The sequence below is a fragment of the Hyphomonas sp. genome, from assembly GCF_037969335.1.
GTDB lineage: Bacteria > Pseudomonadota > Alphaproteobacteria > Caulobacterales > Hyphomonadaceae > Hyphomonas.
In genome coordinates this window covers 1-12,804 of the sequence record NZ_JBBKXE010000215.1, presented here as the reverse complement: position 1 = coordinate 12,804, position 12,804 = coordinate 1, and the positions used below count along the sequence as shown (strand labels likewise).

General features: G+C 62.2%; 12 protein-coding genes and 1 tRNA gene. 6 read left to right on the top strand and 7 right to left on the bottom strand.

What is annotated here, in order from left to right:
• Nucleotides 1–2: 2 nt before the first annotated feature.
• A tRNA-Leu gene (locus AADA04_RS15810) sits at nucleotides 3–84 on the bottom strand.
• Nucleotides 85–170: 86 nt separating this feature from the next.
• Between AADA04_RS15810 and lipB the strand changes: the two genes are divergently transcribed.
• On the top strand, nucleotides 171–869 hold the full coding sequence (gene lipB / locus AADA04_RS15805) for a lipoyl(octanoyl) transferase LipB (RefSeq protein ID WP_340694243.1): 699 nt from the start codon (nucleotides 171–173) through the stop codon (nucleotides 867–869).
• Here the strand turns inward: lipB and AADA04_RS15800 are convergent.
• The 4 genes from AADA04_RS15800 to AADA04_RS15785 all read right to left on the bottom strand — a co-directional run bounded on the left by AADA04_RS15800 (nucleotide 854) and on the right by AADA04_RS15785 (nucleotide 5,031).
• The gene (locus tag AADA04_RS15800) at nucleotides 854–1,648 is read right to left on the bottom strand and encodes a hypothetical protein (RefSeq protein WP_340694242.1); all 795 of its coding nucleotides are present in this window, start codon (nucleotides 1,646–1,648) and stop codon (nucleotides 854–856) included. The two genes, lipB and AADA04_RS15800, sit on opposite strands and share 16 nt — an antisense overlap.
• A gap of 21 nt (nucleotides 1,649–1,669) precedes the next feature.
• Nucleotides 1,670–2,206: a DUF805 domain-containing protein gene (locus tag AADA04_RS15795; RefSeq protein WP_340694241.1), complete on the bottom strand. Its 537-nt coding sequence runs from the start codon at nucleotides 2,204–2,206 to the stop codon at nucleotides 1,670–1,672.
• Nucleotides 2,207–2,351: 145 nt separating this feature from the next.
• On the bottom strand, nucleotides 2,352–2,888 hold the full coding sequence (locus tag AADA04_RS15790; protein ID WP_340694240.1) for a DUF805 domain-containing protein: 537 nt from the start codon (nucleotides 2,886–2,888) through the stop codon (nucleotides 2,352–2,354).
• A 139-nt stretch (nucleotides 2,889–3,027) separates the two neighbouring features.
• Complete coding sequence (locus tag AADA04_RS15785; RefSeq protein WP_340694239.1) at nucleotides 3,028–5,031, bottom strand: acetyl/propionyl/methylcrotonyl-CoA carboxylase subunit alpha; 2,004 nt, start codon at nucleotides 5,029–5,031, stop codon at nucleotides 3,028–3,030.
• A gap of 147 nt (nucleotides 5,032–5,178) precedes the next feature.
• Here AADA04_RS15785 and AADA04_RS15780 point away from each other — a divergent pair, with 147 nt between their 5' ends.
• Entirely contained in the window at nucleotides 5,179–6,147 is a 969-nt protein-coding gene (locus tag AADA04_RS15780) for a hypothetical protein (protein ID WP_340694238.1), read from the top strand.
• Here AADA04_RS15780 and AADA04_RS15775 read toward each other — a convergent pair.
• Complete coding sequence (locus AADA04_RS15775; protein ID WP_340694237.1) at nucleotides 6,144–6,590, bottom strand: potassium channel family protein; 447 nt, start codon at nucleotides 6,588–6,590, stop codon at nucleotides 6,144–6,146. The genes AADA04_RS15780 and AADA04_RS15775 overlap by 4 nt on opposite strands.
• A gap of 18 nt (nucleotides 6,591–6,608) precedes the next feature.
• Nucleotides 6,609–7,556 (bottom strand): hypothetical protein, encoded by a 948-nt coding sequence (locus AADA04_RS15770; protein WP_340694236.1) that lies wholly within the window; start codon nucleotides 7,554–7,556, stop codon nucleotides 6,609–6,611.
• A 159-nt stretch (nucleotides 7,557–7,715) separates the two neighbouring features.
• Between AADA04_RS15770 and AADA04_RS15765 the strand changes: the two genes are divergently transcribed.
• The 4 genes from AADA04_RS15765 to ald all read left to right on the top strand — a co-directional run bounded on the left by AADA04_RS15765 (nucleotide 7,716) and on the right by ald (nucleotide 12,534).
• Nucleotides 7,716–8,531 carry an SDR family NAD(P)-dependent oxidoreductase gene (locus AADA04_RS15765; protein WP_340694235.1) on the top strand — a complete coding sequence of 272 codons (816 nt, stop codon included), beginning with the start codon at nucleotides 7,716–7,718 and terminating at the stop codon, nucleotides 8,529–8,531.
• Nucleotides 8,532–8,706: 175 nt separating this feature from the next.
• A complete protein-coding gene (locus tag AADA04_RS15760) occupies nucleotides 8,707–9,381 on the top strand; it encodes a TorF family putative porin (RefSeq protein ID WP_340694234.1) in 675 nt (224 codons plus the stop codon).
• Nucleotides 9,382–9,550: 169 nt separating this feature from the next.
• Nucleotides 9,551–11,356, top strand: a complete 1,806-nt coding sequence (locus AADA04_RS15755) for a cation:proton antiporter (RefSeq protein WP_340694233.1) — start codon at nucleotides 9,551–9,553, stop codon at nucleotides 11,354–11,356.
• A gap of 62 nt (nucleotides 11,357–11,418) precedes the next feature.
• The gene (gene ald, locus AADA04_RS15750; protein WP_340694232.1) at nucleotides 11,419–12,534 is read left to right on the top strand and encodes an alanine dehydrogenase; all 1,116 of its coding nucleotides are present in this window, start codon (nucleotides 11,419–11,421) and stop codon (nucleotides 12,532–12,534) included.
• Nucleotides 12,535–12,804: the final 270 nt, after the last annotated feature.

Here is a 12,804-nt window from a genome sequence, read left to right as displayed (position 1 = left end):
GGTGCGGTCAAGAGGACTCGAACCTCCACGGGTTGCCCCACAGCGACCTCAACGCTGCGCGTCTACCAATTCCGCCATGACCGCACACTGGTCTGTAACAGGCAGACGGGCCGTATAAGGCGCGCGCAAACCTTTGTGAAGCCCCGATTGTCGCCTATATGCGAACGATCATGCAGAATTTCCCCGCCGTTGAATGGGCCGTGTCCGATGCCCCCGTCCCGTATGAGGACGCCGTGGCCCTCATGGAGGCCCGCGCCCGTGCGATTCGCGAGGGTGATGCGTCCGAACTGGTCTGGTTCCTGGAGCACCCGCCGCTCTATACATCCGGCACGTCCGCCAAGCCGGAAGACCTCAAGGATGCCTCCCGTTTTCCCGTGTTCGACGCCGGGCGCGGGGGCCAGTACACCTATCATGGCCCCGGCCAGCGGGTGGCCTATGTGATGCTGGATGTGGCCACGCGCGGGCGGGACGTGCGGGCCTTCGTGCAGAATCTCGAGGCCTGGATCATTGCCGCCCTCGCCGCCTTCAATGTCGACGCCGGCCCGCGCGATGGCCGTGTTGGCGTCTGGGTCGACCGGACACAGGCGGGCAGCGCATTGCGCGAGGACAAGATCGCCGCCATCGGCGTGCGCCTGAAGCGCTGGGTGAGCTTCCACGGCATATCCCTGAACGTCGAGCCGGACCTGGAGCATTTCTCGGGAATCACGCCGTGCGGCATCGCAGACCCGCGCTATGGCGTGACGAGCCTTGTCGATCTCGGTATCCCGGCCAGCATGGGCGATGTCGACATCGCCCTGCGCGATGCGTTCGAGACCGTGTTTGGCAGCCGGCTCGTGGCCGTGCCGAGCCCGCTTCAGACGGTCTCGTAGGGCCTGCGCAGGGCTTCATTCTCCGGAATGTGGCTGCCAGTGCTGAACTCTCCGACACCGCCATTGGGAATCCGCGCCACGAAGAGCAGCGTCCACAGCATCGCCCCGAACGAGGCGAGCAGCCAGATCGGGACGGCCATGCCCATCCCCGTGCTGATCGCCGTTTCCCTGGCGGTTTTGGGCGCTTGTGGCGGTCCGCTCCGTTGCTGCGGCTTCTGCGCCTTTGGATTCTCTTTCGCCTTGGCTTCGGCTTCCGCTTTTGCAGCCGCCGCCCTCACCGGGTCTGCCGCAATTTCCTTTTCGAGCGCGACCCTGGCAACCTCGGCTTCATACTGCGCATTGCCCATCGCGGCGCCGCCCGCAAAGGCGAGCATGCCAAGGATGAGTGGCAGCAGGACAATGCCGGCCAGCATGGTCGAGCGCCCGGCTTCGGCCAGGCGGCGCACATGCGCCACGAAGGATGTGTACTCGGTCATCAGGGCGAACAGCACGAAAGGCACCAGCATGGCCGGCACAGGAACGGGGCCGAAATTGACCGGATTGTTGAACCTTGCTGTCTCCAATCCGGCAATGCCGAGAATGGCCACCACGAAAGTCGGCACGAGATAGAGCAGGACACGGCCCATGAACATGAAGGTCCAGGCCCGGCTAAAATGCAGCTTGCTGGACTGGCCCATCGGATTGAACAGGGTCTGGATCCAGTTCATCGTCGACGGGTCGTCGCGGCGGTCGAGAATCCATGGACGGTGCGGATCAATCAGGGTGGGAGAATCTGGCATCGGGAATGTCCTCAGCGGGAATCAGGAAAACGTATCGGTCTGGCCGGAGCCATCGGTGGGTGGGCCGTACTGGTTGGTCGACGGGTCAGATCGCAGGCGGTAGCCGATCAGGCCAAGCGCGCCGCTGGTCAGCAGGAAGGCAGTGATCGTGGTCAGCACGGACTTGCGAGCGAGTTCCTGAGCAATCTTTGCCACTTCCTCCATCGCCGCGCTGAACTGGCCTTCCATGGCGAGTTTCTGGAAATCCGCCTGCATCGAGAGCGCGTCCGGTGACAGGAAAGGCATCAGGATCGCCGTGGCCGTGGTCGTCAGAACGAAATATCCCGCCAGGAAGAGAAGATAGAACCAGGCGCTGTGGCCGCCATCGTGCAGCCGCTTCCCGAACACGCAGACATAGGAATAGACCAGCGGGTATTGCAGCATGCCAAACGCGGGCGACACCAGTACCACAGCAATCTGGACAATCATCATCGCGCCGGTCAGCAGGATCAGCCCGCGACCGAAGTCGCGCGGGCCAATGCGGCCGTTCGGGCGGAACAGGACATATTGGATGTCCATGGGGGGCGGTCTCCTTGGGTTGGCGCCGGTTGCTCGCGTCTTAGCGCCTTTGCGGCCTCTTATCAATAAACGATAAATTCATGCAACAAAAAAGAGCCGGAGGCGCGCCCCGGCTCTTCAGGATGATTGATTTGTGCAAACGCGCTCAGACGAACGTGTCGGCGGCTGCCTCGCCCGAAGGCGGCCCGAACTTGTTCGTTCCGGGGGTCGACTTGAACAGGCTCATGACAAAGCCAATCACGCCGGTGACAATGGCGGTCGACACGATGTTCGGCAGGAGCTGGGCCCGCGTCATGTCCTTCGTGGCGTCCATCGTGGCAGTCAGAACCGCGCTGGGATCATTGCTGGATGCCAGGTCTTCCATGTCGCGCGCCAACTGTTCCGACATTGCCGCTGTATCCACACCGAAAAGACCCGGCAGGATGAAGCCGAGCACCATGGACAGGATGATCGCCAGAACCACCATGCCGATTGTGATCCAGCCAGTCTGGTCAGCGTCATGGAAGCGTTTCACGTGCAATACGATCCATGGCCAGATGACGATCAGGCCAAGAACGCCGAGAAAGGGCGATACGTAAGCCGAAATCACCGACAAAATGGTACTGACGACGAACAGTGTGATCACTCCACGCCAATATGTGGGCTGATCAATCCGTCCATTCGGGCTGAGATAAAGGTTCATGCTGTCCTCCCTGCAAAACCGGTTGCCACGGTAACGGAATTTTCGTGGCCTATCCAGTGACAAGCCAAAGGCAGGCCAATCCGCCTCCGACGTCAGGCTCAGAAGCGCATGTGTTCGGTTATCAGGCGGTTAAACCAGACTAGGCGAACTCGACCATGATTTCGTCGGCCGCCACGCTGGCGCCCGCCTCGACATTGATCGCCTTCACGGTGCCCGTGGCTTCGGCGCGAATGATGTTCTGCATCTTCATCGCCTCGACCACGCAGACCGCTTCGCCGGCCTGGACTTCCTGGCCGACAGCCACGTCCATCGACACGACAAGGCCCGGCATCGGCGAGATGACGAGTTTCGACGTGTCCGGCTTTTCCTTTTCGGGAAGGCGTGCATGCAGGTCTGCAACCGTCGGTGTGCAGACAAGCGCGCGGAGTGCCACGCCGCGATGGCGGAAGAGATAGCCTTCGGTCCGGTCGGCAAACTTCACCGCGAATGGCGAGCCGTCGAGCACGCCTTCGACAAGGTGCTGGCCGGGATTCCAGTTGGTCAACAGGGAATGCGGCTTGTCGCCATTGATCGTGATCTGCGCGTCGCCATCCTCACCCAGCTCGAGATGAACCGGATAATGCTTGTCGCCAAGAATGACGATCCAGTCCTTGCGGGCTTCAGGCACGGGCGACATGCGGCCGGTGACGTGCTGGGCCCGGCGCGAATAGAAGCCATGGACATAGGCCGCTGCCGAAATCAGCTGGGTTTCCTGCAACTTGGTGGGCTCGGTGCCGTGGAACCCGTCTGGGAACTGGTCCTTGATATAGGCCGTGGTGATATCGCCGGAACGGAATCGCTTTTCGTCCATCACTGCGGCGATGAACGGGATATTGTCCTGGATACCTTCAATGTGGAACCGGTCGAGCGCCTCGGCCTGGGTGTCCAGCGCCGTGTCGCGGTCCTTGCCCCAGGTGACCAGCTTGGCGATCATCGGGTCGTAGAACATCGAGATTTCGTCGCCTTCGCGTACGCCCGAATCCATGCGGACCGTACCCCTGCCGAGCTTGCCTTCGACCGGGGGATGGAAGCGCTTGAGGCGACCGATGGATGGCAGGAAGTTCCGGTACGGATCTTCTGCATAGACACGGGTCTCGACGGCCCAACCGTTGATTTTCAGGTCAGACTGCTTGAACTTCATCGTCTCGCCATAGGCGGACAGCAGCATCTGCTCGACGAGGTCGATGCCGGTAATCATTTCCGTGACGGGGTGCTCCACCTGCAGGCGGGTGTTCATTTCAAGGAAGTAGAAGCCCTTGTCCTTGCCGGAGACGACAAATTCCACCGTGCCGGCGCTGTCATAGTTGACGGCCTTGGTTAGCGCGACGGCCTGTTCGCCCATCTTCTTGCGGGTTTCCGGGTCGAGCAGCGGCGATGGCGCTTCCTCGATGACTTTCTGGTTGCGGCGCTGGATCGAGCATTCGCGCTCGAACAGGTAGACGCAGTTGCCATGCTTGTCGCCGAGCACCTGGATTTCGATGTGGCGCGGGTCGAGAATGAATTTCTCGATGAAAATGCGATCATCCCCGAAGGAAGATTGCGCTTCTGCCTTCACGGCCGGGAAGCCTTCTTCGACTTCCTTGTCATTGGCCGCCACGCGGATGCCCTTGCCGCCGCCGCCTGCAGACGCCTTGATCATGACCGGATAACCGATCTCGCGGGAAATCTTCACCGCTTCCTTGGTGTCCTTGATCAGGTCCATATGGCCGGGAACGGTCGACACACCGGCTTCGGCTGCCAGCTTTTTGGAGCTGATCTTGTCGCCCATGGCCTCGATCGCGAAAGCGTTCGGCCCGATCCAGCCGATTCCTTCTTTTTCGAGGCGCTTGGCGAAGGCCGGGTTCTCGGACAGGAAGCCGAAACCGGGATGGATGGCTTCGGCTCCGGTCTTCTTCACCGCATCGATGATCTTGTCGGCCACGAGATAGGATTCGGACGCAGGCGAACCGCCAATGTGCACGGCTTCATCGGCCATTTCCACGGCCATGGAGCCCGCATCGGCGTCAGAATAGACAACGACTGTCTTCACACCGAGTCGGCGGCACGTCTTGATGACGCGAACGGCGATTTCGCCCCGGTTGGCAATCAAAATTTTCTTGAACATCTCACCCCTGGCCTGCTTGGCATTTCAAATCTGCCTCGCAGTTAAGCCGCAGGCCTCAACTTGTCTACACTCCCGGAGCGTCAAGACCGCTTGCCAGCCAACACGCCGCATGTTAATGAACGCTCACAACTGATAGTGAGCACTCACATGCAAATCATTCGACTCGATCTGAATTCATTGACCGAAAACGGGCAGATTTCACCGGAAGAAGCGGTCCGCCTGAAAGCATTTGCCTTGCCGGACCAGAAACGCGGCCTGCTCATCAACCTGCTGCTGATCTTTGGGGCTTTGTCTGTCGCCGCCGGCACCATCGCCCTGGTGCCCGATGCGGCCACCGGCCTGGTCCTCGCACTTGTGGCGCTGGGCGGGGCCGAAGCGCTCCGCCGCATCGATGTCGATGCCTCCCTGAAAGTACTCGGCGCAGGCCTGGCCCTGATGGGCGCTGTCGGCCTCGCCGGCTGGATTGGCTGGGAATTCAGGGACGCCGAAGCCTCGCTCTATCCGACGCTGGCAATTGCCGCAGTGCTCGCTGCGGCGGCCGTCTGGTTCAGGTCGCCTTTCCTGGCTGGGCCAGCCGTGCTCGCCCTTGGCGCGACGCTCGGGTCCGGCACCGGCTACTGGCATGCAAGCTATGGCATCTTCGTCGAAGAGCCGACCCTGACCATCCTCTTGTTCAGTGTCGTTGCAGCAGGCCTGTTCGCCCTGCGCGGCCGGATCGCCAGCGCCTATGAAAGCGTTACGACGATTGCCGCCCGCACGGCGTTCTTCATGATCAACTTCGCGTTCTGGATCGGCTCGCTATGGGGCGACCGGATCGGCGAGCACTGGCTGGCGCCATCTGCCTGGAGCGAGCGCAGCGAATGGCGCGAGGCCGCCATGGAGATTCCCGACATCGTGTTCACGCTCGGCTGGGCCGGGTTCTTGATCGCCATGATCGTCCAGGCGCGTCGCGGCGGCCTCGTCTCCGTCACGTCAATCGTGTTCCTCGCGATCCACTTCTACACGCAGTATTTCGAATTGCTCGGCGCCAATGCAACCAGCCTCGTGATCGGCGGTATTGTCCTGGTGGGACTCGCAGTCGCCGGGGCGCGGTTTTTCCGGGCTGATCCGGTCTAGTCGTCCAGCCGCTCGATATTGGCTTCAAATGCTCGCACACGGGCCGTCACGGCCACAAGGAACGCGGTCGACCAGCCGATCAGCAGGAAGCCATTGGCCCCCTCGGCTGCCCCCAGCATGCGCCAGTCATCGTGTGGCAGCACATCGCCGAAGCCCACCGTGGTAAAGGCCGATGTCGAGAAATACAGCGCCGGCTCGATGCCGTCGAACTGTCCCAGCGCCAGGTAGGCAAAGGCATAGGCCCATATCTCGATCGAGTGCAGGGCGAACAGGCTGACCGCCACGAACAGGATCGACACACCCTGTCCGAACACGCTCTTGAGGTTGACCGGATGCACGCCGCGCTTTCGCAGGAACGCCGACAGGCCAACCAGTCCCACAAGATGGATTGTCAATGTCAGCGCGACCATCAAGCCGGCGACGATCAGGTTCAGCAAAAGCATGCCATGACCGTTAGACGATCAACGCGCGACTGCAAGGCCTTGCGTGAAACCGGGTGCCTCGAGTTTCAGGAAATCGATCAGCGCCCGCTCGGCGAGACTGACAGACTTGTCCAGGTCCAGACGCTTGAGGAACCAGGAGGTTTCGTCGTCCGTGCCGATATTCGCTTCGCGCTGGGCTGCCTCCCGGGCGACCCGGCGCGCAGCATCCGCCTTGTCGTCGTCCTGGCTGATCGGATGGAACCAGCCGTCGTCTGAAACACCCGTCCGCGCATGCTCCAGGAAGGTACCCGGCTCGGGCCGCATGTCGCCCACCCAATGATCGCGCGACAGCAGAGACTGTTCACTGAACGGTTCGGGATGAGCCCGGGCCATCAGGTGATTGGAAATCGCACGGGCAAACAGGTCGTTCCAGGACGGATCGTTCGCGGAAAAGGCAATCGCGTCATTCGTGCGCACCAGCAATTCGGCTTCCGGTCCGGAAATCCAGGACTGGCTCTCGCCAGCCAGCACGATCAGGGCACGGCGCACCCGTTCGACATCTTCGGCTGTCGCCTTGCCGACATGGATGATGCGGGCGCAGGCCATTTGCAATGCGAAATAGCCGAGCCGTTCCGGCACGCCTTCGGCATAGCGAATGATCTGCAGCAGGAGATCCACTTCCGACGCAATCGGGCCGGTCGTGTCGCGCTTGATGTTCTCGATCAGCCAGTCTGTCTCGTCCTCGGCCACCCAGTTTTTGGGATCGCTGTGCACGAGCACGAAATCCTTCATCGCCGCGATGAACAGACGGTCCCAGGCCGGATCGGTCCCCGCGGTCGTGAAATTCACGCGAAACAGGGCGTCGGCATCTGTCAGGGACAGGACACCGTGACGATACAGATCGGTTGCCACGCGGTGTGCGTCACTTTCTGACAGCTTCACCACGCCCGATATCTGCGCAAGGAGTCCCTCGAACCCCTGATCCATTCCGCTGCCCTCCAAGCACCCCAACCTGCATAAGACACAACAGTTTCCGCTTGGTTGATTTATTCGGTTTGAAATCATCGGCTCCGGCGTATTGACTTTACGCTGCGTCAGGCTTCTTCAGGTGCCCAACAAGAAACCAATCCAGAGGGTGGACCTGACATGGCAGAACTTCGCGATCTTTCCGGACGTACCGCATTGGTAACCGGGTCTGCGACCGGGCTGGGCCGCTCCATTGCCCTGAAGCTCGCCGAGCGGGGCGCAGAGGTCATCATCAATTGCAGCCGCTCGGTCGCCGATGCCGAAGCGACCGTTGCCGATTGCCAGGCGCTGGGCGCCCAGGCACGGCTCGTCCAGGCCGATGTCGCAACAGAAGAGGGCTGCCAGACCCTGGCCAAGGCCGCAAGCGCCAGCGGGCGCCTCGACATTCTCGTCAACAATGCCGGCATTACCCGCCACGCGCGCGACCATTCCGACCTCAACGCGCTCAGCAAGGACGACTTTCTCGATACCTATGCCGTCAACGTCGTCGGGCCGTTCCTGATGGTGCAGGCCTGCCGCGACCTGCTGATGGCCAGCCACGCACAGACCGGCCGCGCCGCCGCCGTGCTCAACGTGTCCTCCATCGCGGGTGTCACCGGCATCGGCTCGTCAGTTGCCTATGCCGCCACCAAGGGCGCGCTCAACACGATGACCCTGTCGCTCGCCCGCGCACTGGCCCCGGCGATTCGCGTCAATGCCGTTTGCCCCGGCTTCATCGGCACACGCTGGTTCAAGGACACGATGGACGAGGAGCAGTACAAGCGGATGGAAGCCGGCGTCGCCGCATCCGTGCCGCTGAACGTCGCCAGCGGCCCTGACGATGTTGCAGATACAGCCCTTTTCTTCCTGTCAGACGCCTCCCGGCACGTGACCGGGGAAACGCTGCTCGTCGATGCCGGGATGCACCTCGGATACGCGCCGCTCGTGGCCCGGTAACAAATCACCGGACGCACAAAGCGCAGGCATTGCCAACGTTCGCGTGCCCAAAAATGCGGCGATCCCCGTGCAGGCAAACCCCACCTGAGTTTTTGGTTCGAAACGGCCGGACTCCCGGGCAATCCTCGGTTTTGCGCTCCAAGCCGGAGTTGTTCTAAGCACGGGGAACTACACAATGAAAATCAAGGTATCACGAGCGGGGGTTGCTCTTGTTGCTCTGCTGGCCACGGCCGGTACGGCTGTCGCTGAAGGCGAATGGTCAGGCAATGTCGCCGTCACGTCCGACTATGTCTGGCGCGGCGTTTCGCAATCCAACGAAGATCCGGCCATCTCGGGTGGCTTCGACTATTCCAATGGCATCTTCTATGCGGGCACGTGGGCATCCAATGTCGACTTCGGCGACGCATCTGACACCAACCTGGAAGCCGACTTCTACGGCGGCGTCGCCAGCGAATTCGCCAACGGCGTCACCTGGGATCTCGGCGTCATCTATTACGCCTATCCGGATGCCGATGACGAAGACCTCGACTTTGTCGAACTGCAGGCAGCCCTCGGCTACGAATTCGAAGGCGGCGTGGGCGTCGGCGGCGCGGTCTTCTGGGATCCCGACAATGAAAGCGTCTATATCCAGGGCACCGCAGGCTACAGCTTCACCGAAGCCTTCGCGGCTGACGTGAGCGTCGGCAATTACAGCTTCGACGGCGGCGGCGACTACACCAACTGGTCCATCGGCGGCACCTATGCCCTGCCGATCGGCATCGATGTCGACCTGCGTTATTGGGGCACGGATGTCGATAATGTCGACATTGCCGACGAGCGCGTCGTGCTGACGCTCTCGAAAAGCCTCTAGGCAAAAAACCACCTCCCATACTGGGCGTGGACTTGATTGCCCTCCCCCACGCGCAGCAAGGTGAAGGCCGCCAGTCCGAAAAGGATTTGGCGGCCTTTGTAATTTCGCCGCAATCACCCTAGATTTAAACGATACGCACAACACAGCCCCCAGGAGACTCAGACCACGCATGGCCGCAGAACTGACTCCCGTCGAAGCCCTGATTCCCGCAATCACACTTCTCGGCTTCGGCGCATCAGCTGCGCTTGCGTCCAAGGCCATGCGGCTCAGCCCGATTGTAGGCTACCTCATCGTCGGAATCCTGATCGGCCCGAGCGCCCTCGGCCTGATCGAGATCAGCAGCGCCACCCACCTGCTGGCCGAACTCGGCGTTGTGTTCCTCCTGTTCGACATCGGTATGCACGTCTCCCTGCGCGAGTTGAACGAGAGCCGCACCGACCTGCTGCGCCTCGCCCCAACGCATCTCTTCCTGACCGGCCTTGTCAGCGCGGGCGCCCTCGCCATGATCGGCGTCGACTGGCCCATTGCGATTGCCATCGGCCTCAGTCTCGGCCTGTCATCGACCGCCGTGGTTGCCCGTATCCTCACCGAGCGGGAGCAGAATTCCTGCCCGATCGGCCGGGCCACAACACATGTCCTGATCTTCCAGGACATTGTCGCCATCTTCCTGATGATCTTTGCCAGTTCCCTCGGCGAGTCCGAGGTCGGCGCGCAGGGGCTTGCCGGCCTCGTCTCCGATTTCATGCTGGAGGGCGCGGGCGTCCCGCTCTATGCCGCGCTCGGCCTGTCGGTCGTGCAGACGTTCATCGCCTTTGGCGCCGCGCTCCTGGCCGGCAAATACCTGATCAATCCCGTCTTCCGCACGCTTGCCGCCACGCGCAATGCCGAGGCGTTCACCGCCTTCACCCTGCTGCTGGTCCTGGCCGCCGCCTGCGCCACCGCTGTCATCGGCCTGTCGCTGACACTGGGCGCCTTCCTCGCCGGCCTCGCCGTGTCGGGCACGCCCTTCCGCCATCAGGTCCAGACCGAGATGGGCCCGTTCAGGGGCCTGCTCCTGTCCTTCTTCTTCATCAGCGTCGGTCTCGGTATCGACATTTCCGCCCTGCTCTCCCACCTGCCCTTCGTCCTGCTGGGCGCAGCCTCCATCCTGGTCGTGAAGACCGGCCTCGGCTATTTCGCCGCGCGCCTCAACAAGTGGAGCAGACCGGGCGCGACGCAGATGTCATTCCTGCTGGCGCAAGGCTCTGAATTCACCCTGGTCATCCTGTCGCTTGGCGCCATCACGGCCGGCATCTCGATAGACCTGATGAGCAGTATCGTGGCCGCCGTCGCCCTCTCGCTCGCGCTTGCGCCCAGCTGGGCCGGTCTCGGCGTGCGCCTGTCGCGCCATCTCGCCGAGCGCAGCAAGACCGAAGCCGAATTCACCAGCACGACATCCAATGTCAGCGACCGCCCGGTCATCGTCATCGGCATGTCGTCAGCCGGTCGCCTCGCCATCGATGCCCTTGTCGATCATGACATTCCCTATATCGCCACCGAGGCGGACCCCGACCGCTTCCTGTCCGCCGTGGCTGACGGCTATCACGTGTCATTCGGGGATGCGTCGAACATGAAGCTCGTCGAGGCCGTCGGCGGCAGCAATGCCCGCGCCGTCGTGCTCGGCTTCTCGCGCTACGAAATCTCCCGCGAAGTGACCCCGACAATCACCCGCCGCTTTCCCGACCTGGTCCGCTTCGTGGCCGTCGACAGCCGTCTCGACCTCGAACGCTATCTCGATCTCGGCGTCCGCGCGCACTTTGCCGCCGGCCAGCCCAAGGGCATCGAAATGGTCGCCGATATCCTGCTCACCCTCGGCATACCCGAACCGGAGGTCCGCGAATGGATGGAGGAAGAGGCCGAGCGCTTCAGCATCGGTGATGCCAGCGACCATGATGACGACGACGACGATCCCGACCTGATCGAAGTCGCTGCCTGACCGGGGCTGGAATTCCACTCCCGGCAGGTTTATAGGCAAGGCCTGCCTCAGGGAGAGCGAACATGCGCATAGGCGTTCCAACCGAAATCAAGAAACAGGAATCCCGTGTCGGACTGACACCGGAAAGCGTCGGCGAACTCACCCGCGCAGGCCATGACGTCAACGTCCAGTCCGGTGCCGGGCTCGGATCGGGCTTCCCGGACGACGCGTACACGGCAGTCGGTGCGAAAATCCTGCCCGATGCCGACGCAGTGTTCTCATCGAGCGAACTGATCGTGAAAGTGAAGGAGCCGCAGCCGGAAGAGACGGCCCGCCTCACCCCCGCCCACACACTCTTCACCTACCTCCACCTTGCGCCGGACCCCGTACAGGCCGCCGGCCTGATGAAGTCGGGCTGCCTCGCCATCGCCTACGAGACTGTCACGGACGATGATGGCGGCCTGCCGCTGCTCCGCCCGATGAGCCAGGTGGCCGGTCGCATGTCGATGCAGGTTGCGGCCTGGGCCCTGATGCGCAGGACACGGGGCCGCGGCATCCTGCTCGGCGGTGTTCCGGGCGTTGCCCCTTCGAAAGTCGTCATCATCGGCGGCGGCGTCTCCGGCACCCACGCAGCTGAAATCGCTGTCGGCATGCGCGCCGACGTCACGATTTTCGATCGCAACAATAACCGCCTCGCCGAACTGGACGAACAGTTCCGCGGCTCGGTGAAAACGATGTATTCCACCGCCCACAGCCTCGCTGAAGCGGTCAAGGATGCAGACCTCGTGATCGGCGCCGTGCTGATCCCCGGCGCTTCCGCCCCCAAGCTCATCTCGCGCGCCCAGCTCTCGACGATGAAACCGGGCGCCGTGCTCGTCGACATCGCCATCGACCAGGGCGGCTGTTTCGAAACCAGCCATGCCACTACGCACGAAGATCCGATCTATGATGTCGACGGCATCTTGCACTATTGCGTCGCCAACATGCCGGGCGCCGTGCCGCGCACCTCCACCTACGCGCTGACCATTGCGACCCTGCCCTTCGTGATGCAGATTGCGAACCTGGGCGGACGCGCCGCCATCAACGCCAACCCTCACCTCGCCCACGGCCTCACCGTCGACGCTGGCAAGATCGCCCACGAAGCCGTCGCCCGCGACCTCGGCGAACCCTATGTGAGGTCCGACTGGCTGACAGTGTAGTCGCCCTGCGCAGCTCTTGAGCGGCATCAGAAGAATCTGAAACGACAAAAAAAGCCCGCTCCGAAAGGGGCGGGCTTTTCCTTGTGCAAGACGGGAGCGTTCCGCCTCCGCCCCAGTTCAAGGCAGTGCGATCCCCGCCGCCTCGAACAGCGCGGCCCTTCGGCTCAGGCTATCCGGTGACCAGGTTGCCTCATACTCATAATAAATGTCGACGACGCGGGAACCTTCGGGAAGGCGCAACCAAGGCTGTTTGGTAGTGGTAAAAATGTG

Excerpts from the sequence above, each read along its gene's own strand:
- lipB (WP_340694243.1), top strand. The coding sequence starts at position 171 with ATGCAGAATTTCCCCGCCGTTGAATGGGCCGTGTCCGATGCCCCCGTC.
- AADA04_RS15800 (WP_340694242.1), bottom strand. The coding sequence starts at position 1,648 with ATGCCAGATTCTCCCACCCTGATTGATCCGCACCGTCCATGGATTCTC.
- AADA04_RS15795 (WP_340694241.1), bottom strand. The coding sequence starts at position 2,206 with ATGGACATCCAATATGTCCTGTTCCGCCCGAACGGCCGCATTGGCCCG.
- AADA04_RS15790 (WP_340694240.1), bottom strand. The coding sequence starts at position 2,888 with ATGAACCTTTATCTCAGCCCGAATGGACGGATTGATCAGCCCACATAT.
- AADA04_RS15785 (WP_340694239.1), bottom strand. The coding sequence starts at position 5,031 with ATGTTCAAGAAAATTTTGATTGCCAACCGGGGCGAAATCGCCGTTCGC.
- AADA04_RS15780 (WP_340694238.1), top strand. The coding sequence starts at position 5,179 with ATGCAAATCATTCGACTCGATCTGAATTCATTGACCGAAAACGGGCAG.
- AADA04_RS15775 (WP_340694237.1), bottom strand. The coding sequence starts at position 6,590 with ATGCTTTTGCTGAACCTGATCGTCGCCGGCTTGATGGTCGCGCTGACA.
- AADA04_RS15770 (WP_340694236.1), bottom strand. The coding sequence starts at position 7,556 with ATGGATCAGGGGTTCGAGGGACTCCTTGCGCAGATATCGGGCGTGGTG.
- AADA04_RS15765 (WP_340694235.1), top strand. The coding sequence starts at position 7,716 with ATGGCAGAACTTCGCGATCTTTCCGGACGTACCGCATTGGTAACCGGG.
- AADA04_RS15760 (WP_340694234.1), top strand. The coding sequence starts at position 8,707 with ATGAAAATCAAGGTATCACGAGCGGGGGTTGCTCTTGTTGCTCTGCTG.
- AADA04_RS15755 (WP_340694233.1), top strand. The coding sequence starts at position 9,551 with ATGGCCGCAGAACTGACTCCCGTCGAAGCCCTGATTCCCGCAATCACA.
- ald (WP_340694232.1), top strand. The coding sequence starts at position 11,419 with ATGCGCATAGGCGTTCCAACCGAAATCAAGAAACAGGAATCCCGTGTC.